This is a genomic window from Georgenia sp. Z1344 (genome assembly GCF_057652375.1).
In genome coordinates this window covers 2,773,517-2,794,462 of record NZ_CM172728.1, presented here as the reverse complement: position 1 = coordinate 2,794,462, position 20,946 = coordinate 2,773,517, and the positions used below count along the sequence as shown (strand labels likewise).

General features: G+C 72.9%; 17 protein-coding genes and 2 tRNA genes. 10 read left to right on the top strand and 9 right to left on the bottom strand.

Annotated elements, in window-relative coordinates:
• Positions 1-181: 181 nt before the first annotated feature.
• Positions 182-1,795 (bottom strand): glycosyltransferase family 2 protein, encoded by a 1,614-nt coding sequence (locus AC24FB_RS12780; protein WP_425714891.1) that lies wholly within the window; start codon positions 1,793-1,795, stop codon positions 182-184.
• Between the two features lie 284 nt (positions 1,796-2,079).
• On the opposite strand from AC24FB_RS12780, the gene AC24FB_RS12775 reads away from it, so the two are divergent.
• Positions 2,080-2,832 (top strand): hypothetical protein, encoded by a 753-nt coding sequence (locus AC24FB_RS12775; RefSeq protein WP_425714892.1) that lies wholly within the window; start codon positions 2,080-2,082, stop codon positions 2,830-2,832.
• 14 nt (positions 2,833-2,846) lie between these two features.
• Here the strand turns inward: AC24FB_RS12775 and AC24FB_RS12770 are convergent, their stop codons facing one another.
• Both AC24FB_RS12770 and tig read right to left on the bottom strand, forming a co-directional pair.
• Positions 2,847-5,657 (bottom strand): helix-turn-helix transcriptional regulator, encoded by a 2,811-nt coding sequence (locus AC24FB_RS12770; RefSeq protein WP_425714893.1) that lies wholly within the window; start codon positions 5,655-5,657, stop codon positions 2,847-2,849.
• 286 nt (positions 5,658-5,943) lie between these two features.
• Positions 5,944-7,542 (bottom strand): trigger factor, encoded by a 1,599-nt coding sequence (gene tig, locus AC24FB_RS12765; protein ID WP_425715060.1) that lies wholly within the window; start codon positions 7,540-7,542, stop codon positions 5,944-5,946.
• Positions 7,543-7,991: 449 nt separating this feature from the next.
• Between tig and AC24FB_RS12760 the strand changes: the two genes are divergently transcribed.
• The gene (locus tag AC24FB_RS12760) at positions 7,992-8,549 is read left to right on the top strand and encodes a hypothetical protein (protein ID WP_425714895.1); all 558 of its coding nucleotides are present in this window, start codon (positions 7,992-7,994) and stop codon (positions 8,547-8,549) included.
• On the opposite strand, the gene AC24FB_RS12755 is transcribed toward AC24FB_RS12760, so the two are convergent.
• Positions 8,534-9,772 (bottom strand): type II toxin-antitoxin system HipA family toxin, encoded by a 1,239-nt coding sequence (locus tag AC24FB_RS12755; RefSeq protein ID WP_425714896.1) that lies wholly within the window; start codon positions 9,770-9,772, stop codon positions 8,534-8,536. The two genes, AC24FB_RS12760 and AC24FB_RS12755, sit on opposite strands and share 16 nt — an antisense overlap.
• Positions 9,765-10,004: a helix-turn-helix domain-containing protein gene (locus AC24FB_RS12750; protein ID WP_425714897.1), complete on the bottom strand. Its 240-nt coding sequence runs from the start codon at positions 10,002-10,004 to the stop codon at positions 9,765-9,767. Before AC24FB_RS12750 ends, AC24FB_RS12755 begins: the two co-directional genes overlap by 8 nt.
• 338 nt (positions 10,005-10,342) lie before the next feature.
• Between AC24FB_RS12750 and AC24FB_RS12745 the strand changes: the two genes are divergently transcribed.
• Positions 10,343-10,624 carry a DUF1540 domain-containing protein gene (locus tag AC24FB_RS12745; protein ID WP_425714898.1) on the top strand — a complete coding sequence of 94 codons (282 nt, stop codon included), beginning with the start codon at positions 10,343-10,345 and terminating at the stop codon, positions 10,622-10,624.
• Between the two features lie 153 nt (positions 10,625-10,777).
• On the opposite strand, the gene AC24FB_RS12740 is transcribed toward AC24FB_RS12745, so the two are convergent.
• Positions 10,778-10,848 (bottom strand) — tRNA-Gly (locus AC24FB_RS12740).
• A 213-nt stretch (positions 10,849-11,061) separates the two neighbouring features.
• Here AC24FB_RS12740 and AC24FB_RS12735 point away from each other — a divergent pair.
• Positions 11,062-11,134 (top strand) — tRNA-Pro (locus AC24FB_RS12735).
• Positions 11,135-11,280: 146 nt separating this feature from the next.
• A complete protein-coding gene (locus AC24FB_RS12730; RefSeq protein ID WP_425714899.1) occupies positions 11,281-11,790 on the top strand; it encodes a VOC family protein in 510 nt (169 codons plus the stop codon).
• 48 nt (positions 11,791-11,838) lie between these two features.
• Here the strand turns inward: AC24FB_RS12730 and AC24FB_RS12725 are convergent, their stop codons facing one another.
• From AC24FB_RS12725 to rpmF, 3 genes are all read right to left on the bottom strand, one after another.
• The gene (locus AC24FB_RS12725; RefSeq protein ID WP_425714900.1) at positions 11,839-14,670 is read right to left on the bottom strand and encodes a serine/threonine-protein kinase; all 2,832 of its coding nucleotides are present in this window, start codon (positions 14,668-14,670) and stop codon (positions 11,839-11,841) included.
• Positions 14,671-14,841: 171 nt separating this feature from the next.
• Positions 14,842-16,173 (bottom strand): mannose-6-phosphate isomerase, class I, encoded by a 1,332-nt coding sequence (gene manA / locus AC24FB_RS12720; protein WP_425714901.1) that lies wholly within the window; start codon positions 16,171-16,173, stop codon positions 14,842-14,844.
• Between the two features lie 380 nt (positions 16,174-16,553).
• Positions 16,554-16,721, bottom strand: coding sequence for a 50S ribosomal protein L32 (gene rpmF / locus AC24FB_RS12715; RefSeq protein WP_425714902.1), 168 nt, complete (start codon positions 16,719-16,721; stop codon positions 16,554-16,556).
• Between the two features lie 185 nt (positions 16,722-16,906).
• Here rpmF and AC24FB_RS12710 point away from each other — a divergent pair, with 185 nt between their 5' ends.
• The 5 genes from AC24FB_RS12710 (at position 16,907) to AC24FB_RS12690 (ending at position 20,894) form a co-directional block, all read left to right on the top strand.
• A complete protein-coding gene (locus AC24FB_RS12710; protein ID WP_425714903.1) occupies positions 16,907-18,046 on the top strand; it encodes an ATP-binding protein in 1,140 nt (379 codons plus the stop codon).
• Complete coding sequence (locus AC24FB_RS12705) at positions 18,043-18,534, top strand: response regulator (protein WP_425714904.1); 492 nt, start codon at positions 18,043-18,045, stop codon at positions 18,532-18,534. The genes AC24FB_RS12710 and AC24FB_RS12705 overlap by 4 nt, the downstream gene beginning before the upstream one ends.
• 185 nt (positions 18,535-18,719) lie before the next feature.
• Positions 18,720-19,322: an IMPACT family protein gene (locus AC24FB_RS12700; RefSeq protein WP_425714905.1), complete on the top strand. Its 603-nt coding sequence runs from the start codon at positions 18,720-18,722 to the stop codon at positions 19,320-19,322.
• An 85-nt stretch (positions 19,323-19,407) separates the two neighbouring features.
• Positions 19,408-19,761 carry a GntR family transcriptional regulator gene (locus AC24FB_RS12695; RefSeq protein WP_425714906.1) on the top strand — a complete coding sequence of 118 codons (354 nt, stop codon included), beginning with the start codon at positions 19,408-19,410 and terminating at the stop codon, positions 19,759-19,761.
• Entirely contained in the window at positions 19,758-20,894 is a 1,137-nt protein-coding gene (locus tag AC24FB_RS12690; protein WP_425714907.1) for a DUF1648 domain-containing protein, read from the top strand. Before AC24FB_RS12695 ends, AC24FB_RS12690 begins: the two co-directional genes overlap by 4 nt.
• Positions 20,895-20,946 lie beyond the last annotated feature (52 nt).

Sequence of the window (20,946 nt, the reverse complement as noted above, 5' to 3'; positions counted from 1 at the left end):
GTGCGGATGCGCCGACCGCGGGTCGTCACTGGACCCTAACCGCGCGGGGGCAGCGATCCTGCCCCCGTCCGAGGCCTTTTCGCTGTCGGCGCACGGGCGGGGCACGGGCGGACCCGCCGCGTCCCCGGGAGGACGCGACGAGAGCGCCGACCGCCGCGGCGGGTGGGATCAGCGGTGCGGCTCAGACCCGGAAACCACGGTGCCGGCGCAGGAGCCGGACGAGCATCTCCACCGACTGCAGCGCGGCGACCATGGCCAGTGCCGGCCAGCAGATCCACAGCACGACCTCCTGGGCGAGCAGCGGGAGCTGCAGCCATCCGACGACGAGGAGCGCGAGCAGCACGACGCCGTAGACGACGGGGCGCAGGTAGTCGTTGTTGGCCCTGCCCGACTCGGCTGCAGCCTGCGCACCCCAGTTGTCGACCTCCTGCCTGGAGAGGAACTTCGTCCACGCACGGACGAAGTGGCCGATCCGGATCCACATGTAGATCTCGCCCGGCACGAACAGCAGGGCGAACAGCAGGTCCTTCACCGTCCGGTCCTTCATGGTCAGGGCGATGCGCACGTTGAGCAGGATCGAGACCGCGGGCGGCAGGAGCCACCACCAGTAGAAGGTGAACGCGCCGATGCTCAGCGAGGCGGCGAGCAGCAGGACGAACCCGACGCGCACCAGCAGGTTGAACAGCATCTGCCAGTTCTCGAGCCACCGCAGACGCAGGTTGGGATGGAACGGATGCCCCGTGGTGTTTCCGCGCTGGCCCGGCCACATGAGGTCGATCGCGCCGTAGTTCCACTTGACCTGCTGCGCGTCCAGGGACTTGAGGCTGAGCATGGGACCGACGTCGGCACGTGCGGACGCGCTGATCTTCGTCGAGAATCCCGTGCTCTTGAGCTGGAGCGAGAGCAGGGAGTCCTCGACCTCGGAGTCGGAGACCCAGGGCCCGCCCTGCCGGTACGTGTCACGGACGGTCGTCAGCGCCTCGACGGAGAAGATCGAGCACTGACCACCGATGACGGCCATGTTCCGGCCGCGCAGGAGGTTGAGGAGGTTGAAGCCGGCGAACTGCTGCCGCTGCCCCGCGATGAGGAACTTCTCGTCGAGCCCCGCACCCTCGTCGAAGTCGATCGAGTAGACCGCGCTGATGCCGCCGATCCGCCGGTCGGACCGGATCTCGGCGAGCAGGCGCTCGAGCGTGCGACGGTGCAGGATCGTGTCGCCGTCGACACCGAGGAAGTAGTCGCAGTCCTGGACGAACCGGAAGCCGGTGTTGAGCGCGCCCACCTTCCGGTCCGCGAGCCGGCCGACGTCGTGGACGTGCACGTCGCAGGTCATCGTCTCGCCGCGGTAGCGCCGCTCGTGCCGTCCCGCGAACTCGCGGGCGACCCAGAACGTGTCGTCGGTCGTGTTGTTGATGATCACGTGCACGACGTCCGGCAGCCGGGTCTGCGCCAGCAGCGCCTCGAGCACGCGTGCGATCGACCCTTCCTCGTTGTACGCGGGGATCACGCAGCCCACGACAGGACGCCGCTCGGCGCCGGGGTCCGGCGCGGTGCCGTACAGCTCGAGCGCTGCACCGGCGTACTGCTGCCCCGGTCGAGAGCGCAGGATCTCCTCGACGTCGGCACGGGGGCCGGCATCGGCGTCGAGGTCGACGTCGACGACGGGGGTGATTGAGGCGTAGGAGGTCGTTGGGGCATACGTGGTCGTGCCGAGGCGGGCGGCGGGGGCGGTCGCGGCGTCTCGGGCGGCTCGCGCGGCGGGGGGAGCCGGGGCGAGCAGCGGTTCTGCGGTCATGGCGGGGGCCTTCCAGCGTGGGGGACGGCCTCGATCCTGCGCCCCGACGCGTGTGGTGACCAGGTGCGCGACCACCAGTTCCTTCCGCCGGACCACGTGAATCCCTCGTCGACGACCACCGGTGCCGTACGGGTCTGCCCCAGGTGCGGTACGGGGTCGGGGCTCGCCGCCACCGGGATCCGGAGACTGGTGGCCCGAGGTCTAGGCCGGGACGCCCGGACACCGCAGAGTGGCTCCGACCGGGCGCCGCAGGCCGCGCCCGCACGGAGAAGGATGTGGACGACATGACGCGACGGCGACGGCGGGCCCCCGCCCTGGCACTGATCGCCCTCGGCGCGGCGGTTGCTCTCGGCGGGTGCGGCACGCCTCCCTGGGAGGCGAGTGCGGCGGCCGAGGAGGGCACCACCACGGGCGAGTCGGCCTCGGAGGCAGGCACCGTCGTGGACGAGGCGGACGACGGCGACCTGCCGGTCGTCGGCCCGTCGAGCACGGCCGGGTCCGACGACGGCGCCGCGAGCGAGGGCTCGGACTCGGACTCGGACTCGGACTCGGAGGAGGCGAGCTCCCCGGCGCCCGTCGCGGGGCCGGGCGTGCCCACCGTCGTGGACGACCTCGCGACCGGCTCGGCGGAACGGCAGCTCGTCGCCGGTGCGGCCGTGCTGGAGGTGGACTACTGGTCCACGCTCCCGCGCGACGAGTGGTCGCCGTCGGGCACCAAGCCGCTCACGCTCGTCGTCGGGGCCGACGCGCCCGGCGCGACCCTGCTCGCCTCCCTGACGGTCGAGGTCGACCGGCTCACCGTCGACGGGTGGCAGTCGGTCCCCGACGACGCCGTCACCCAGCCCTTCGTCACGGCGTCCGGGGCCGACGTGCTGCTGCCTTCCACGGCCGGTGCCTCGGTGCTGGTCGGGGACGTCGAGGACGACACCCGCGCCCTGAGGTACACGTTCGTGTACACGGTGACGAGCACCGACCACCCGCTTCCCGTCCAGGCCGTCGCGACGGACACGCTCGTCGTCACCCTGCCGGACAGGTAAGCCGGCGGGAAGGCTCAGCCGTCGGCGGCCAGGACGGTGCGGCGCAGCTCCTGCCGGGACTCCAGCCCGAGCTTCGCGAGGATGTTGCCCACGTGGTACTCGGCCGTGCGGACGGTGACGAAGAGTGTCGTCGCGATCTGCCTGTTGCTCAGGCCGTCCGACACGAGTCCGGCCACCTCTCGCTCGCGCACGGTCAGGGTCGACCAGGCATCGGCCGCCCCCCGGACGGAGGGCGACTCCGTCAGCCGCTCGCGCACCCGCTCGAGGCGCGCCTGCCACTCCCCCGCACCCGCGGTCGCCAGGAGCACGCACGTCGCGCCGAGCAGCTGCCGCAGCTCGTCCGGTGGGCAGAGGTCGCCGGCATCGCCTGCCCCGGATCCGGCCGGGTCGCCGTCGGCAACGCTCGCGAGGACCGCGAGCCCCCAGTCCTCGGCGAGCACGGCACCGAGAAGGTGGGGGCCGCTCGGTCCCTGGTCGTCGAGGTGCGCGGCCAGTCGCCGGGCGACCTCGGCGAAGTCCGCGCGGGCGACGACGGGCTGCTCCGCCTCGGCCGCCGCGATGAGCGCATCGGCGTGGGTGAGCGCATAGTCCTTTCCCAGCGCCGTGTAGGACGCGGCGGCCAGGTCGGTCCGGGCAGCCCGTGCGGCCTCGAGGTCTCCGGCCGCGACGTGGGCACGCACCCGCAGGACGCCCGTGAGGTAGGCGCCCGCACGATCAAAGGTTCCGGCCGCCCACAGTCGGTCGAGCGCACGGCCGGTCGCGCTCGGGTCGCCGTCGTGGGCCACGCCCTTCCACGCGCCGACGACCTCGCGCAGCGCCTCGCCCAGCGGACCGGCCACCGCCTGATGGCTCAGCTCGACCTCCGGGACCGTCGGCGTCGTCCCCTGCACCACCGGGACGAGGCGCGCCAGGTCGGAGGCTCGCTGCCAGTGGTCGAGCATGAGGCGGTCGAGCGCGAGCCCCGACGCCTGCTCGGCCACCCGCTGGGCGGCGGCCCAGTCGCCGGCGAGGAACCAGGTGTAGGCGGCACCGAGGCCGGCCTCCAGCCTCAACGTGGGGTTCATGGTCGCAGGGACGGCGGTCAGCCGGTCGACGCTCCCGGCCGTGTCCCCGGCCGCGTTGCGCACGAGGTCGATGATGATGCCGGCCTCCGGCACCCCGTCGGCGAGCCCGTCTGCCGCCGCCGTGGCGCGCAGAGCCTCCATGCGCGGGATCCGGTCGATCAACGGCACCTCTCCGTCGAACAGGTGCTCGAGCGTCAGCTCGAGGAGCAGGGCGTCACCGAGGAACCGCTCGCCGAACCGAAGCTGGCCGTCGGCGACCAGCTTGCGCCCGCGCACCCGGAGCTCACGCAGAACCGGTCGGGTCGCGACGGCGAGCTCGGCGAGCGAGACGGCGCCACGTCGGGCAGCGACGTGGAGCACCCAGTAGCCCAGGAGGAACAGCTGCCGGTCGGAGGTGCGGGAGGAGATCTCCACACTCTCCAGGAGCTGCGCGGTGCCGCTGATGTCGAGGTCCACAGCGCCGAGGAAGCTCATGCCGACAAGGCGCTCGGCCGACCACGGAAGGTTCTCGATCGCGTCCTCGTGATCGGCCAGCCGGGACGGCTGGTTGGACCAGATCGCAGCGAAGACGAGGTCCGGGACCCGTTCGGGATCGAGGGAGGCGGCGAGGACGGCCCGCTCGTACATGGTCTCGCGGTCACCGCGGCGGAAGGCGTCCTCCAGGTCTGCGCCGAGCTCCGCGACCAGCTCGGGGACGTCGGAGCGATCCGCGCCCGCCACCCGGTGCTCGAGCCCACGCGGCCCACGGAGGAGGCTGCCGAGCACGCGGTGCGTGGCCGCGATGTCGTCGGGCGAGAAGTGGTCGACGATCACCGACTCGGTCATCCGGTACCGCAGCCGCAGCTGATCGACGCCGACGACCTCGACGAGCCCCGTCGCCACGAGCTCCGCGGTCGAGACGGACGACGCGCCACGCTCCCGGGTCACGTGCGCGACCTGGCGGATCGTCAGCTGCCGGCCCAGCCCGAGCGCGAGCAGGCCGGTGCGCAGGGCCGGCGTGGTGTCGGTCAGGACCCGCGTGGCGTGCCGTCGCAGCAGGCCGCTGCCTGCGGCCTGCTCGCCGAGGGACCGCAGGACCGTGCGGATTCCGGCGATGGACTCGGCGCGCCTCAGCTGATCGACGAGCGACATCACCAGGGCCGGGTACCCACCGGTCACCGCCACGATCCGGTCGAGAGTCCACCCGGTGACCGCGGTTCCGAGGCCCGAGTTCACGAGCTCGGCGACGGCGGCCCGGCCGAGCGGCTCGACGGCCACGACCCTGCCGCGCTCCGGCAGCCTGAGCAGGAGGCGCAGTCCGTCGAAGAGGACACCGTCGTCCTCGTCGTCGAGACTCGTGATCAGGAGCAGGACGGGCAGGTCGAGCAGCCGTCGGACGAGCTGCCAGAGGATCGCTCGCGACTCGTCGTCGAGCCACTGCGCGTCCTCGATCCGGATGCAGACCGGTCCGCGGGACGCGAGCGCGCGCAGGATGCTCTCGACCGGGTCGGACGCGCCCCGTCCCTCGGCCTGCGGGGCGCTACCGAGGTCGATGTCGACCAGGGCTGCCATCGCCTCGACGGCGTAGCGCCGGTTGTGCCGGTCCTCGGGGAACAGGTCGACCCGGAGCACCGGACGGCCGGCCAGCTCCGCGGTGCGCTCGGCGAGCGCAGACTTTCCCACTCCTTCAGGGCCGAGGAACCAGACCACCCGGGAGGACGCCAGTGCGTCCTGGGCGAGGTGGTGCAGGGCATCGAGCTCGGACGCGCGTCCGACGAGCATGTGGTCCTCCGAGTGCTCCGGACGTGGTGCCGGTGCTCTGGGGGAGAGCCTTGGCGGTGGCGGCCGTGTCCTGGTCGGACATTAGAACCGAACGCTGACATGGAGCGGTGCGGAATGGGCAATCTCACACCCGCGGGTTCGCATCCGTGCGCAGCGCTGCACACGGACGGTCCACGACACGCCTCGCCGATCGACGAGATGCCGAGGGGCGGCCGGCCGCGATGGCCGGCCGCCCCTCGGCGGTCGATGTCGACCTCGGCACCTGCGTTGCGCAGGGGCCCCGACGCTACTCGGAGGCGGACTCCTCGTCGGCAGCCGCCTTGGTGGCGGTCGGCTTCTTGGCCGCCGGCTTCTTCGCAGCCGGCTTCTTGGCCGCCGGCTTCTTCGCGGCGGGCTTCTTGGCCGCCGGCTTCTCGTCCGCGGGCTCGTCGTCGGAGCTCTCGTCGTCGTCGGACTCCTCGGCCTCGTCCGCGCTGTCGGCGGAGTCGGGGCTGTCCGGGGAGTCCGCCGAGTCGGCGCTGTCGGCCGAGTCCGCCGAGTCGCCGGAGTCCGCGCTGTCGGCCGACTCCTCGGACTCCTCGCCCTCGGCCTCGGTCTTGTCGGTCTCCTCGGAGCCGAGGTACTCGCTGAGGTCGAGCTCGGTGCCGGAGCCGTCGACGACGGTGACGTCGCGGAGCACGACCGCGAGGGCCTTGTTGCGCGCCACCTCGCCCATGAAGGCGGGCAGCTGTCCGGTCTGACCGGCGGCCTGGATGAAGTTGTTCGGGTCCATGCCGTACTGCTGGGCCTGCTGGACGAGGAACTCGAGAAGCTCGTTCTGCGAGACCTGGACGTCGACCTGGTCGGAGATCGTGTCGAGGATGATCTGGTCGCGGAGCAGCTCCTCGGTCTCGCCGCGGATCTCCTCGCCGTGCGGGTCGCCCTCGGGCTTGCCCTCGGCCTCGAGGTGGCGCGCGATCTCGGCGTCGACCACGCCGGACGGGATCGGGACCTCGAGGTTCTCGCGCAGGTGGGCGAGCAGGAGGTCGCGGGCCTCGACGGCCTGGTTGCCCGCGCGGTCCGAGGCCACCTGGGTGCGCAGGTCGGCGCGCAGCTCCTCGAGCGTGTCGAACTCGGAGGCGAGCTGGGCGAAGTCGTCGTCGGCCTCGGGAAGCTCGCGCACCTTGACGGCGGTCGGCGTCACGGAGACGTCGGCCTCCTTGCCGGCGTGGTCGCCGCCGGCGAGCGTCGTGGTGAACGTGCCCTCCTTGCCGGCGGTGAGGCCGACGAGGGCCTCGTCCTGGCCGGGGAGCATCGAGCCGGAACCGACCTCGTAGGAGATGCCGGAGGCGGTGTCGACCTCCTCGCCGTCGACCATGGCGGACAGGTCGAGGGTGACGAAGTCACCGGTCTCGACGGCGCGGTCCACGCCGGTCAGCGTGCCGAAGCGCTCGCGCAGGGCGGTGAGGCGCTCCTCGACGTCCTCGTCCGACACCTCGGAGTCGGCCACCGTCAGGGTGATCGTCGAGAAGTCCGGGAGCTCGAGCTCGGGGCGCACGTCCATCGTGGCGGTGAAGACGAGCTGGCCGCCGAGGGGGCCGGTGACGGCCGGGAGCTCGGTGACCTCGATCTCCGGGCGGCCGAGCGGGTTGATGCCGGCCTCGCCGACGGCCCCGCGGTACAGGGAGTCGATCTGGCTGTTGATCGCCTGGTCGAGGACCGCGGCGCGGCCGACGCGCTGGTCGATGATCCGGGCCGGGACCTTGCCCTTGCGGAAGCCGGGGATGCTCACCTGCTGGGAGACCGTGGCGTAGGCGGAGTCGATCGCCGAGCTGAGGTCCTCGTACGGGACCGTCACGGTCAGCCTGGCCCGGGTGGCCTCGAGGTTCTCCACGTCCGTCTTCACTGCGGGGTACTCCAACTCGTCGGTAGATGACTTGAGCACGGGGCAGCGCGCACGGCGGCGCGGTGGGACCCGTGGGGTGGCGCCGCACGCCTCGTCGAGCAGGCGTGGGCACGCACGATCCTCACGATCCTACGGCACGACGCGCCTCGCGTAGAGGGTGCTCGGCCTCACGCGGGCGTCATCCGGGCCACACCTCTCCTCGCGTCGAGATTGCGGTTGGTGCACGTCGAGACTGCGGTTCGTCGTGGCCGGGAGTGCGGGTCACGCCGTCGAGATTGCGGTTCGTCGTCGTCGAGATTGCGGTTCGTGCGTGCGCTCGCCCCCACGCACCCCACGGACGGACCGTGCGCGGCATGCGAGGCGAGAGGACCCCATCGGGGACCCGCCCCGCCTCCTCACCTGCCCGCTACCGTCGGCGCGACACCCACGGGCACGACGACGGAGACCCCATGACCACCGACCCTGGTTCGACCGAGCTGCGCCGCGACCTGCGGGCCCTCGAGGCGCGCGTGCGTACGCTCGAGAACGCCCTCGTCCGACTCGTCATGGGCGCGGCGGGCGCCCTGCTCGTCGCGGGTCTGGTCCTCCCGTTCCTGCGCTACACGGACGACGGTGAACCGACGTCGTTCGCCCTGGCCTGGGCGGGCATCAAGGCCCTCGCCGACGGGGTCGTCGAGGAGCAGGGTGGGGGCGGGATCCTGCTGACGACCGTCATCTCCCTGCCGGCCGTCGTCTCGATCCTCGCGCTCGTCTCGCTGGGATTCCACGCCGCGCACCGGGACTCCGGCAGGCGCCGCGGGGTCGACGTGGCGATCGGCGGGCTCCTCGTGCTCTCGACCATCGGCGTCTTCTTCCTCGCCGCCGTCGGGAGCGGGCGCGACGTGGCGGATGCCGCTGTCGGCCCCGCGGTCTGGTTCTACGCCCCCGGGGCCATCGCGGTGGCGTGGCTGCTCGGCGAGGAGTCCGCGCGCTCGTGGTGGAACGCGGGGCGTCAGCTGCCAGGTTGACCCGCGGGCCGTCCGGCGAGGAGGCTCGTGGCGAAGCCGGCGATGTCGGTGGCGAGCCCTGGATGCGCCCGAGCTTCCGGCTCCTGGGCCGCGACCACGTCCAGGACGGCCTCGAGTGTGGCCGTCATCAGGTCCTCGGCTCCTCGCACACCCCACGATCGCGTCTCATCGAGCAGGTGCTCGCCGGTGACGGCGGCGTGCCGGTACTCCCCTGCGACCGACAGCGCGAGCTCGCCGTCGGTGGGCTGGTGTGCCTGGGGAACGACGTCGTAGGCCGGCGCGAGACGCATCGACCCGTCAGGGGGATGCAGGAGCGAGACGTTCTTGGCGTGCATGTCGAGATTGCCGACGGCGACGCTGAGAACCACGAGCCGGAACAACTCGTCGACGGACTCGCGGCCCGCCGCAGCACCGAGGGCGGCGGCGATCCTCGCGAGACTCACCCTGCCGCCGTGCCGCTGGTACTTCTCGTCCCCTGACGCCCCGAGGACCTGGTTGAGGTCCTCCTGATGCAGGCGCCCCTCGGACAGGTCGGGAGACCGGTCGTAGCGCTCGATCACGAGCGCCGGCACACCGTCGAAGTCGTCGATCCAGGTCGCGTGCGACGCGAGCCCCAGCGCCCGCGCGATCCGAGAGCCGTACTCCTCGTCGTAGATCGTCGTCGGCGCATCGACGGGGACGGGCTTGAGGATGTGCGTGGACGGCCATCCGTCGAGCACCTGCGCCCACCCGCCACCGACACGGGCGAGGACGATCTTGTCCTGCACACCGGCGAGGGACGTCTTCCCCCGGCCGGGCGCGTTCCCCAGCGGTCGCCCCCCGACCTCGCGCAGCATCTGGGCCACCTCCGCCGCGTCTCGCGGTTCCAAGGCGGGAGTGCGGGGCTCGCCGGGCTGCTCGGGGTCCCAGATCTGGAGCGCACCCGCGATGTCGCGACCATGCGCGCGCAGGAGCCCGAGCACGTCGGTCTCGGGCACGCGCGCCTGTTGCGCGAGCCTGGTGAGCATGCGCCCCTCCGGCAGCAGCTCGGCGAAGTAGTTCTGCCGCTGCGCCCGGCGCGCGCGAACGGGCACGGCGGACAGCGGGATCGCGACCGACAGCACCTGGCTGTCGAGCCCGAACCTCGCCACGGCACCCGGGTCCGGCACGAGGTCGAAGGTCCGGCGATCGCCGGTCAGCCGTCCGATGCGGGTGCCGTACAGGTCGACGGAGAGGTCACCCATCGTCGTCGGGAGGTGTGATCGTGGCGCTCAGCTCCATCCCGGTCGCGCGCATGAAGGCGAAGAGACGGTCGACGAGGATCGACGGCTTGCCAGCCTCGAGCTCCCAGACGTACTTCTGGGTGGTGCCCAGCTGCTCGGCCAGCTCACGTTGCGTGAGCCCCGAGAGCAGCCGGGCCTGCTGAAGGATCCTGCCCAGGGACTCGGGACCCGTCACCGTTCCGGTGTATGCCATCCGAACCTCCGACGTCGATAATAACGTCAACGTAGGTGACTACCTTTTTGACGTCAAGCATCATGACTGCGATATCGAAGTCAACCGACGGCCGCGGCTCCTGGGCGAGACTCGGTCCGGCAGCCCGGTGTCAGTCGACCTCGGAGAGGGGCGCACACGAGAAGCTCTCCAGCCATTTACGCAACATAGGCGATAAAGAAAACGCCACCGAAATAGAAATGCATATTTGTTCGCATCGAACGGTAAGGCATGCATTACCTTTCTGGACGCATTCCTCCATTGGTTCTACATTCTTTTCATCCGGCGCGACCAGCGCGCCTCGACGTCAGGAGGACACCATGTCCGTGCTCGAGATGCCGCGCGTGAGCGAGTGCTCCATCGACGGCTGCTCCTACAACCACGACGGCTGCACCGCCTTCGCCGTCACCGTCGGCCAGGACGCGCAGTGCGCCACGTTCCTGCCGCTCAACGTCAAGGGCGGCCTCGACAAGGTCGTCGCCCAGGTCGGCGCCTGCCAGCGCACGTCCTGCCTGCACAACGAGAACCTCGAGTGCTCGGCCGACTTCATCCGCGTCGGCGGCGCCGAGGCCGACTGCCTGTCCTACGAGGCCCGCGCCTGACACCCAGGCAGCTCACTCCGACGTCCCCGTCCCGCTCGTCCGGGCCGGGGACGTCGTGCGTCACGGAGCTGATCGGTTCGCGGCTCTCGGCGCAGGCTTAGAGAAATATCTCGGCCCGACTCCGTGTCGATGGCGTCGGGCCGAGGAGCTCGGAGCGAGTGACGGGAATCGAACCCGCGTAATCTGCTTGGAAGGCAGAGGCTCTACCATTGAGCTACACTCGCGCGCCCTCGACCGTGGCCAGGGGCAGCGCCCAGGTTAGCAAGGCGGAACGCCCTCGCCGAAGCCGGCGCCCGGGTGAGTGATCGGTCTCTCCTGCCCGCGTCGGGAGCCGCCGTCGCCGGACTCCCGCCGTACCCTGAGCGGGCGATCGTCGTCCGGACCGAGCACTCGGTGCACCGGAGGAACGGTCCTCGTCGCCGGGAGACCGGGGCGAACGGGGTGTGGCGCAGGTGGTAGCGCGTCCGCTTTGGGAGCGGAAGGCCGTGGGTTCAAGTCCCGCCACCCCGACCGATGTGATGTCCCGGGACATCGTGGACGGTTGAACCCCCGGTGACGGGGGTCCAGCCGGTCCGGTCGCCCGCGCGACGTCGCGGTGGGGTGATCTCCGAAACTCCCTTGACCTTGACGCTGGGTGAGCCTTCAGGGTGGTCCACATGAGCACCTACTACGACGCCTTCGAGCACAGTCCCGTCCCCGAGCCCGGGCCCGACGCCGTCGCGCCCGACATCTTCCGCGGCATCTACGGCATGCCCATGTTCGTCACGATCCCCACGACCGACATCGACGTGTCCGCCGACTTCTGGCAGCGCGCGCTGGGCTTCGTCGACCTCTTCTCTATCCCGGGCCGGATGGTCCACCTGCGCCGCTGGGCGTTCCAGGACGTCCTGCTCGTCGCCACCGACGAGGAAACCCCGGCACCCCCGGCGTCGAGCGTGACCTTCGCTGCCGTCCTCGACCAGGTCGACGGAATCGCCGAGGCGTGCAAGGAGCTGCGGCCGGGCTCGACGCAGGGACCGCGCCACACGCCGTGGAACACGGTCGACGTCGAGGTCGTCACCCCGGAGAACGCCCGCGTCCTCATGTCGGCGGCCAAGCCGTACGACCCCGAGAGCCAGTCGGCGAAGGATCTCGCGGACGTCGGCATCACCGGCCCGGAGGCGTGAGCGGCTCACGCCCCTCGAGGAGCGCGCCGCCGTGGCCCGCTCCCCGGATCAGAACGGCGAGGGAATCCACCAGGTGTCGTGCAGCGTCTGCGATCCGATGCCGTCGCCGTACACGGCGACGACCATGCCCGAGCGTTCGGCGTCGTAGAAGGTTGTGTAGTGCTCACCCGGGTCGGTGACGTCGGGCGGCGTGCGGAACGCAATGCCGTCCTCGCCGCCCGAGTAGCCCCAGACCGACCGCTCCCAGCCCAGGTTCTCGTCGCCCTCTGAGGTGAACTCGTCGCGCTCGATACTGCTCTCGAACTCGAGCACCGAGTACTCGATGCCGTCCGACTGGGTGCAGGTCATCGCCGCCACGAGGCCCGCGGGCACGTCATCCATGTGGCCGGAGACACCGTTCTCGCAGGTGGCGGAGTTGTAGCCCTGGCCACCCTCCTGCGAGGCGACGAGGTCGGGGAACGTGGCCGGGATCGAGGACTCCGTGCCCCACGCGTCGGCGAGCTCCTCCGCGCCCTGGGGCTCCTCCCCTCCCCCGCGGGTCAGCAGCCAGATGACGCCACCCACCACGATCAGCCCGACGACGACGATCGCGCCCAGCACCGCCGGGTGCAGGCCTCGGCGCTTCGTCCCCTTGGCGGCGCTGCCGTACTGGCTCTGACCGCCGTACTGGCCGCTGCCACCGTACGGTCCGGGGCCGGCAGCCGATGCGGGCGAGCCGGCGAACGGTGCCGGGCCACCCGTGGACGCCGGCGACCCCGCGAACGGCGCGGGACCGCCCGGACCGCCGAGGCCCACGGGTCGCCCGGGAGCTGCTGAGCCGCCGGGACCGGACGGGCCGGCAGCCGACGCGGGAGAGCCGGCGAACGGAGCGGGTCCGCCGGTGCCGCCCGGTCCACCCGGACGGCCGGCTGCGCCGGTCGCCGCGGCGCCGCCCTGCGGCGGGACGGCGTGGTTGCCGGTCGCGCCGGAGACGGCCGACGGGCTCGAGCCGCCGGGACCACCGGGGCTCTGCTGAGGCTGCGGGCCAGGGCCGCCAGGACCACCGGGGGCCTGCTGGGTCTGCGGGCCCGAGCCGCCGGGTCCGGGTACCGCGTGGGAGCCCGTCGCACCGGACGCGGCCGAGACGGGTGAGCCGGCGCCCGGACCGGCCGTGCCCGTGGCACCCGAACCCGGGCCCGCCGCCACCGGAGCAGCCGCTCCCGGGACTCCGTGACTTCCCGTGGCGCCGGACATCGCGGACGGGGAGCTGCCGGGCGCACCGGGACGTCCGGGCACAACCGGACCCCCGGAGGCTCCTGGGCCACCGGGGGCGCCCGGGCCACCGGGGGCTCCTGGGCCACCGGGCCCGCCGCCGGGCCGACCAGGGACGGGACCGCCACCGGGGCCGCCGGCCTGCTCGGACACGGGGATCGCCCCTGTGGGCTGCCACTGCTGCAGGCGGGCGAGCCGCTGGCTGATCCCGTCGAGGACGACGGGGTGCCGGGCCCCCTTGAACTCGTACGCGACCGTCCAGGTGCGGCCACCGCTGCCCACGGTGATCTCCTCGAGGTGGTCGCCCGGGATCACGCGCTCGAGCGGGAGACGCGGTGGGAGGTCGAAGAACTGGGACTCGCGCAGCAGCTGCTCGATCGCGCCGCGGTCCTGGGGCGAGGCCTGGCGCGTGTCGACCGGCCCCACCTGGAGCGACTGCGTGCCCGGGCCGAAGAACCGGCGGACCATCAGCGTGAACGGCGGGCGCGGGCCGGTCTGGGACTCGCTCGGGTACTGGCCGCCGCCGGGCGTCCGGCCCGGCGCCGCCTGGGCACCCGCGCCGGGGGTGGCGGTTCGTCCGGTGCCCGTCCGTTCGCCGGGTCCGGCCACGCGCCGGCCGGTCGGCGGGCCCGCCGTGTGCAGGCCGCTCGCACCACCCGACGCCGACGATCCGGCGCCCGCTGCAGCACCGGCGGCCGCGACACCAGCACCGGATCCCACACCACCCGAAGACCCACCGGCCTCGGAGCTCTCGCCCGCGCCACCTGCCTGCGACTCGCGCAAGGCCTTGTACGCGGCGCGACCGAGCGCACGGCACGTGTCGTACCGCTCGGCCGGGTCCTTGGCCATCGCCTTGGCGATGACGGCGTCGAACGCGGTCCCCAGCCCCGGCACGGACTCCGAGGGCTTCGGCGGCGGGAGGGTGAGGTGCGCGTTCATCTTGTTGAACGGCGTGTCCGCGGGGAACGGGATGCTGCCGGTGAGGAGCTCGTAGAGCACGCAGCCCAGCGCATAGACGTCCACCTTGTGCGACAGGTGGTGCGCCTCGATCTGCTCCGGGGCGGCGTAGGCGAGGGTCGCGAGCAGGTTGCCGGTGCCCGTGAGGTTGTCGCCGTCGTCGACGGTCTTGGCGATGCCGAAGTCGGTGAGAAGGACCTGCTCGGGCTCGTCCTCGTCGTCCGGGTCGAGCGGCGGGGCGAGCAGGATGTTGGCGGGCTTGACGTCCCGGTGGAGCAGCCCGTTGCGGTGGGCGAAGTCGAGGCCGGCGGCGACCTCGTGGACGATGTGGACGGCGCGCGCCGGGTCCAGGCCGCCCTCGACCGCCTTGACCTCGGCGGCGGCGTCCGTGCCCTCGACGTACTGCATGGCGATCCACAGCTGGCCCTCGTGCTCGCCGCGGTCGTAGACCGCCACGACGTTGCGGTGGAAGATCTGCGCCGCCAGGTCCGCCTCGCGCTCGAACCGCGTGCGGAAGGCCTCGTCCTTCGCGAGCGAGGTGCTGAGCATCTTGAGGGCGTCCTGCCGCGGCAGTCTCGGGTGCTTCGCGAGATACACCGACCCCATGCCGCCCCGACCGAGCTCGCGCACGATCGTGTAGCCGGCGAACTGCTGGCCGGGCTCGTGATCCACCGATGGACTCCGCTCTGACGACTGGGCGCGCGAAACTGACGCGAACATACCTTCGCAACACGCTATCGCCGTCGGCACCCCGAGGTGCGGCTAGTTCTCCCCCGTCGGCGCGTGTCGCCGGCGGCTCCGGTCGGTGCCGGACATGCGATCGACCTCGTGCAGCCGGGTCGGTCAGGGCACGTCGGCCTGGACGAGCCGCCCTCGTCCGGTCACCGTCACGGGACCGAGGTCGCCCGCCACGAACACGGCCTGCCCGCGGTGCAGCGTGGCGGCGAGCCCGTCGACGGTCACGGTGACCTCGCCGTCGAGCGCGAGCAGGATCCGCGGCCCGCGACCGGGCACGAGGGACTCGGCCTCGCCCTCGGCCTCGAGCGTGACGACGGCGAGCTCGAAGTCGTCGACGGGCGCGTAGTAGACGCCCACGCTCTCGCTCACGGTCTCCGGCGCGATCCGGACCGGTGGCGCCGCCACGTACTCGAGCGCCTCGAGCACCTCCCCGACGGCGACGTGCTTGCTCGTCAGCCCTGCCCGCAGGACGTTGTCCGAGGACGCCATGATCTCGACCGCGAACCCGGAGAGGTAGGCGTGCACCGCGCCGGCGGGCACGAACATCGCCTCGCCGGGGTGCAGGGTCACGGGGTTGAGCAGGAGGGCCACGACGACGCCCGGGTCCCCCGGGTGCTCCCCCGCGAGCTGCCCGACGATGCGGTCCATGCGCGGCGACGGCGACGACCCGTCAGCCAGGCGCCGCGCGCAGGCGGCAGCCACCGCAGCGACCTCGTCCGCGCTCGGCCGGGTCTCCTCGCGCAGCAGCCGCTCGACCACGGAGCGCACACCGTCCGCCGACGGCGCCGCCCGCAGCGCCTCCTCGAGCTCCGCTGTCAGAGGCGTCCCGAGACCGGCGAGCACCTCGATCGCGCGCCGCGGGGCCCGGAACCCGCACACGGCCTCGAACCGCGTGAGGGCGTAGACCATCTCCGGCTTGTGGTTGGGGTCCCGGTAGCTGCGCGCGAAGTCGCCGCGCGGGATGCCGGCGGCCTCCTCCTCGTCGAACCTCCGCCGGGCCCGCTCGAGGTCGGGGTGGACCTGGAGGGAGAGCGCGCGGTCGGGCGCGATGAGCTTGAGCAGGTAGGGCAGGTGCTCGCCGTACCGGGTGACGACGTCGGCGCCGAGCGTGCGGGACGGGTCGGCCGCGATGTGGTCGCCGAGGGAGCGCGGTTCGCCGCCGGTGGTGCGCCGTTCGCCGTCGGGCGGGTCGGTCGTCGCGCCGGGACCGCCGGCGGTCAGGGGAGGTTCGCCGTCGGGCGTGGTGACGGGTGTCGATCCCGCGGGGCGGCACGGGCGGGTCCGGGCCTGGGCCTCGGGGTGCGCGCCGAACCACAGCTCGGCGACGGGACCGCCCGCCGGCTCGACGCCGAGGAGCTCGGGGATGCGGGTCGCGGATCCCCATGCGTAGTCCCGCGGCGCTCCCTCGATGCGCACCAGGCCCTGGACGGCGGACATGCTCACTCCGTTTCGATCGTGCCCGCGCTGGTCGGCGGGACCCGCCATTCTCACCGGACGCGGAGGCGTCGGTCGACATCGCGGCGGGGAGTTGTCCCGATCCCCGGGGACGTCGAGTGCGGGGCGGCGTCGGTCCGTGGGGCGCGTCCGGTCCGCACGAGTGTGTCCCGCCCGCCCGGTACGGGTGCGTGCCGGGGCGCTCGAGTGTGCGGGTGAGGAGTGTCGGCCGCGCGCCCCGGGGGCGTCGAGTAGCCGGTGGGCGCGCCACGGCGGACGTGCGTCCGGTGCGCCCCGGCGCGCGACCCGTCCCACGCACCTGGGCCCGTGGAACGACGACGGCCCCGCACCCTGACGGGTACGGGGCCGTGCGTGAAGATGCGTCAGTCAGCCTCGACGAGGCCCTTCTGGTAGGCCTTCGCCAGACGACGGGGGACCTTGATCTCGCGACCCTTGACGCGGACGGTGACGAGCTCGGTGAGCTCGGCCTTCCACTGGGACCGGCGAGAGCGGGTGTTGCTGCGGGACATCTTGCGCTTGGGAACTGCCATGGCCCTGCCGCTCCTTTCTCGGGTGGACGATCAACGACCCCCAAGGATGCCAGAGCACGACGCCCAGGGGCCAACCTGCACAGCCTACGCGTCGTGTGAGATCCCTCGCCAGGCCCTCGGGCGCGCGACGCGTCACACCGCCCGCCTAGGATCGAGCTGCAGCCGAGCCCGAGGAGAGGACCGCCGTGCCGAGCCCGTCACCGCACGACGACGAGGCCACCCGCGCGTCCGCCGCCCTGCTCGGCGACCTGACCGCAGGGATCGCGCACGAGCTGACCAACCCGGTCGCGGCGATGGCCAGCGCCCTCGACCACCTTGCCGACGACCTCGACGACCTGCTCGACTCGCTCGCGCACGGCTCGCGCGCGGGCGACTCTCCTGCCGCCGACCTGCGCGGACGGATCGAGGACGCACGGCGCCGCATCGCCCACGCCCGCAACCGCCCCCTGCGCGCGAGCGCGGACGACCGTGCGCTGCGCCGCTCCCTCGCGGCCGAGGTCGGGGACGACGTGCTCGCACGCCGACTGCTCTCGGCCGGCGTGGAGGACCCGGCCGAGGCCGCGCGGCTCGCGGGCGACGAGTCGGCGATCGCGCGCGCCACGCACGCCACCGCCGTCGGCGACGCGCTGCGGCACCTCGACGGCGGCACCCGCCAGGTCGGCGCGCTCGTCGCGAGCATCCGCGCACACGTCCAGGCAGACTCCCCTCCGCAAGGGGGTGCCGCGGCGTCGGGCAGCTCCGTCGACCAGAGCGCCCCGGTGGCACAGGGCGAGGACGCGTCGACGACGTCTGCGGACCCCGGGGCACCGGGCGGCGGAGGCCCTGGCGGCGACCCCACCGCGTCCGTCGTCGTCGCGGACTCGTTGCGCTCCGCCCTCACCCTCACCGAGCACCGCCGCCGCGGCATCGCCACCGAGGTCACGCTCGCCGACGTCCCACCTGTGCGCGCCGAGCCCGGCCGTCTCGACCAGGTCTGGACCAACGTCCTCGTCAACGCGGCCGACGCCATGGGCGGGCACGGCACCCTGTCGATCGACGTGTCGGCGACGGAGGACGGGAACGTGCGCGTCGTCGTCGGGAACGACGGGCCGCCGATCCCGGCCGGCGACCTCGAACGGATCTTCACGCGGCGGTTCACCACCCGGTCCGGCGGCAGCGGCGGTGGACTGGGACTGGGGCTTGCGCTGTCGCGTGACATCGTCGAGCACGCCGGGGGGACGATGACGGCTCGCTCGCGCGAGGGACTGACGGAGATGATCGTGGAGCTGCCGCCCGGTCCGGGCGCGCAGGTGGCGGACGGGACCGCCGGGAGGGAGACGAGATGAGGCTGACCATCGTCGTGCTGGAGGACGACCCCGGGGTGCGGGCCGCCGTCGTGCGTGACCTCGAACCGTTCGCGGCGACGGTGCGCATCGAGGAGGCCGACACGGTCGACGACGCGTGGGAGATCGTCGACGAGGTGATGGCGGACGAGGACATCCCCGCGATGCTGCTCGTCGACCACGGGCTCCCCGGCCGCAACGGCGTCGACATGCTCGTCGAGGCATGGGTCGACCCGCGCACGTCCGACTCGCGCAAGATCCTGCTCACCGCCGAGGCCGAGCAGGCGGACACGATCCGGGCGGTCAACGAGGGCGGGCTCGACCATTACATCGGCAAGCCCTGGGACCCCGATGCCCTGCGCGCGACGGTCCGCAAGCAGCTGACGGACTTCGTCCTCACCACGAGAACCCCGGCCGACGCCCATGTCGCGGCCCTGGAGGCCGACCGGGTCGCCCACCTGCTCGGGCGTGAGGAGCAGGCCGCCGAGTGACCGCCGGTGCCACCGGCGGGTCCGGGTCTGGGTCTGGGTCTGGGTCTGGGTCTGGGTCCGAGGCCGGCACGTCCGGCGTCGGCCCCGGGGGTGTCGGCGCCGGGTCCGGGACCTTCTCCCCCGACGACGGCGCACCCCTCGTCGCGCTCCGCCCCGCGCGCGGCGCCCGGGCCGAGTTCGAGGTCGTGGAGAAGCGGTCGCGGTTCCTCGCACTCGCCGCACGGGCCGACGACGAGGACGCCGCCCGCTCCCTCCTGGCCGACGCGCGGGCCGCGCACCCGCAGGCCCGGCACCACTGCTCGGCGTGGATCCTGCCCGGTGAGGACGGCGGGCCCCCGGTCGCGCACAGCTCCGACGACGGCGAGCCCTCGGGGACGGCGGGCCGACCGATGCTCGACCGGCTCGACGGGGCGGGCCTCGAGGCGGTGGCCGTCGTCGTCGTGCGGTACTTCGGCGGGACGCTGCTGGGGACCGGCGGTCTCGTGCGTGCGTACGGCGACGCCGTCGGTGGGGCGCTCGAGGAACTGCCCCGGGTCGGCGTGCGGGTGCTCACGCGGTGCACGGTGACGGCCGACCATGCGGTCGGGCCGCGGCTCGAGGCGGAGCTGCTGTCGTCGGGGTCGTCGATGACGTCGGTCCTGGACGTGCGGTGGAACGCGGAAGGTGTCGAGCTGGACGTCGCCACCGACGACCCGGGGGCGCTCGAGGCGCGGGCGGCAGAGCTGTCCGGCGGGACGGCCCGGGTGATCGTCGCAGGACCCCACGAGGTCGAGCTGCCCCACGGATGAGGGGATCTCGCCCCGCGAGTGCGGGGACCCACGGCATCAACCTGGACGGCTTGTTCTAGTTCTCATAGAACTATAGAGTGAACCTATGCAGGTCGTCATCGACACCGCCTCGGCGGAACCGCTCTTCGAGCAGGTGGTCGCCCAGATCCGGGGCGCCATCCTGGCCGGCGAGGTCCGTCCGGGCGAGAAGCTGCCGTCGGCGAAGGACCTCGCCGCCGGGCTCGACGTCAACCAGCACACCGTGCTGCACGCCTACCAGGCGCTGCGCGACGAGGGCTTCATCGAGCTCCGCCGCGGTCGTGGCGCCACGGTCCGCGCCGACCACCCCTACCCGGACGCCAAGCTGCTGCGCGCGATCGAGACCGTGCGCCGGGCGGCCGCGGACTCCGGCGTCCCCCTCAACACCGTCATCCACCTCCTCAAGGAGCCGCAGTCATGACCACCGCCGACGCCACAGCCACCCGCACCGGTCGCGGCCCGGTCCCCCACCGCGGACGTCGACTCCTGCTCGGGGTCGCCCTCCCGCTCCTCGTCACGGCGGCCGCGTGGATCTACATCGCCGCGGTCGCGAGTGACCTCCCGAGCCAGGTGGCGGTGCACTGGGGCACGGACGGCCCGGACCGGTGGAGCTCCCGCACCGAGCTGCTGCTCGTGCCGGCCATCCTGTGCGCGGTCAGCCTGGCGATCACGTGCCCGCTTGCGGCCCTGACCGGCCGGCAGTCGATGACGCGGCGGATGACGGTCGGCCTCTCGGCAGGACTGGCCACGATGTTCGCGGGGATCGCCGTCGCCACGGTGCAGGTGAACCTCACCGACCCGCCGGGCGAGCCGCTTGCCGGCATCCTCATGGCGTCCGTCGCGGGCCTCGTCGTCGGCATCGCCGCGGCCGCCGGCGCCGGGGACGACCCGGTCGTCCGCGCGACCGAGCCCGTGCCCGCGGACGCCGAGCGTGCCGACCTCGGGCCGACCCAGCGCGCGGTGTGGGCGCAGGGAACCGGCGTATCGACGGGCGTGCTCGTCACCCTCGTCCTCGTCATGGCCGCGATCGGAGTTCTCATGGGCGTGCTCGGCAGCTGGCTGTGGGGCGCCGTCTTCGCCATCGCGCTCATCGCCCTCGAGCTGGCCTTCCTCCGGTTCCACGTGCGGGTCGACGCGGACGGCCTCGTCGCCCGCTCGATGCTCGGCATGACCGTGCTCCGGGCGCGGGCCGACGAGGTCGTGCGGTCCGACGTCGTGCAGGTCGAGCCGTTCGCCGAGTTCGGCGGCTGGGGGCTGCGGACCGATGCCCACGGTCGCGTCGGGCTCGTCACGCGCAGGGGCGAGGCGATCCGGGTCGAGCGATCGGGCGGACGCATCCAGCTCGTGACGATCGACGACGCCGGGCGCGGCGCCGCCCTGCTCAACACGATGGCGGAGCGCGCGCGGCCGGTCTCCCGGCTCGAGGACACCGAGCTCGGCGACGCCGCTCCCCGTCCGCAGGCCCGCGACGCGATCGAGCCGCACGGGCCGGCGGCGGGTGGCCGGAAGGCTGCAGCGGACGGCGGGAGCGACGCCGGCGTCGTGGGTGACTGACGCGCCCACATCCCGGACGCGCGTGGGACTGGTGCCGACCGGCCCCACCGAT

Bases quoted from the DNA above. Each gene is read 5' to 3' on its own strand.
- AC24FB_RS12760 (WP_425714895.1), top strand. From the start codon at position 7,992: ATGACCACCGACCCTGGTTCGACCGAGCTGCGCCGCGACCTGCGGGCC.
- AC24FB_RS12755 (WP_425714896.1), bottom strand. From the start codon at position 9,772: ATGGGTGACCTCTCCGTCGACCTGTACGGCACCCGCATCGGACGGCTG.
- AC24FB_RS12695 (WP_425714906.1), top strand. From the start codon at position 19,408: ATGCAGGTCGTCATCGACACCGCCTCGGCGGAACCGCTCTTCGAGCAG.
- AC24FB_RS12775 (WP_425714892.1), top strand. From the start codon at position 2,080: ATGACGCGACGGCGACGGCGGGCCCCCGCCCTGGCACTGATCGCCCTC.
- AC24FB_RS12780 (WP_425714891.1), bottom strand. From the start codon at position 1,795: ATGACCGCAGAACCGCTGCTCGCCCCGGCTCCCCCCGCCGCGCGAGCC.
- AC24FB_RS12745 (WP_425714898.1), top strand. From the start codon at position 10,343: ATGTCCGTGCTCGAGATGCCGCGCGTGAGCGAGTGCTCCATCGACGGC.
- AC24FB_RS12705 (WP_425714904.1), top strand. From the start codon at position 18,043: ATGAGGCTGACCATCGTCGTGCTGGAGGACGACCCCGGGGTGCGGGCC.
- rpmF (WP_425714902.1), bottom strand. From the start codon at position 16,721: ATGGCAGTTCCCAAGCGCAAGATGTCCCGCAGCAACACCCGCTCTCGC.
- AC24FB_RS12730 (WP_425714899.1), top strand. From the start codon at position 11,281: ATGAGCACCTACTACGACGCCTTCGAGCACAGTCCCGTCCCCGAGCCC.
- AC24FB_RS12770 (WP_425714893.1), bottom strand. From the start codon at position 5,657: ATGCTCGTCGGACGCGCGTCCGAGCTCGATGCCCTGCACCACCTCGCC.
- AC24FB_RS12690 (WP_425714907.1), top strand. From the start codon at position 19,758: ATGACCACCGCCGACGCCACAGCCACCCGCACCGGTCGCGGCCCGGTC.
- AC24FB_RS12750 (WP_425714897.1), bottom strand. From the start codon at position 10,004: ATGGCATACACCGGAACGGTGACGGGTCCCGAGTCCCTGGGCAGGATC.
- manA (WP_425714901.1), bottom strand. From the start codon at position 16,173: ATGTCCGCCGTCCAGGGCCTGGTGCGCATCGAGGGAGCGCCGCGGGAC.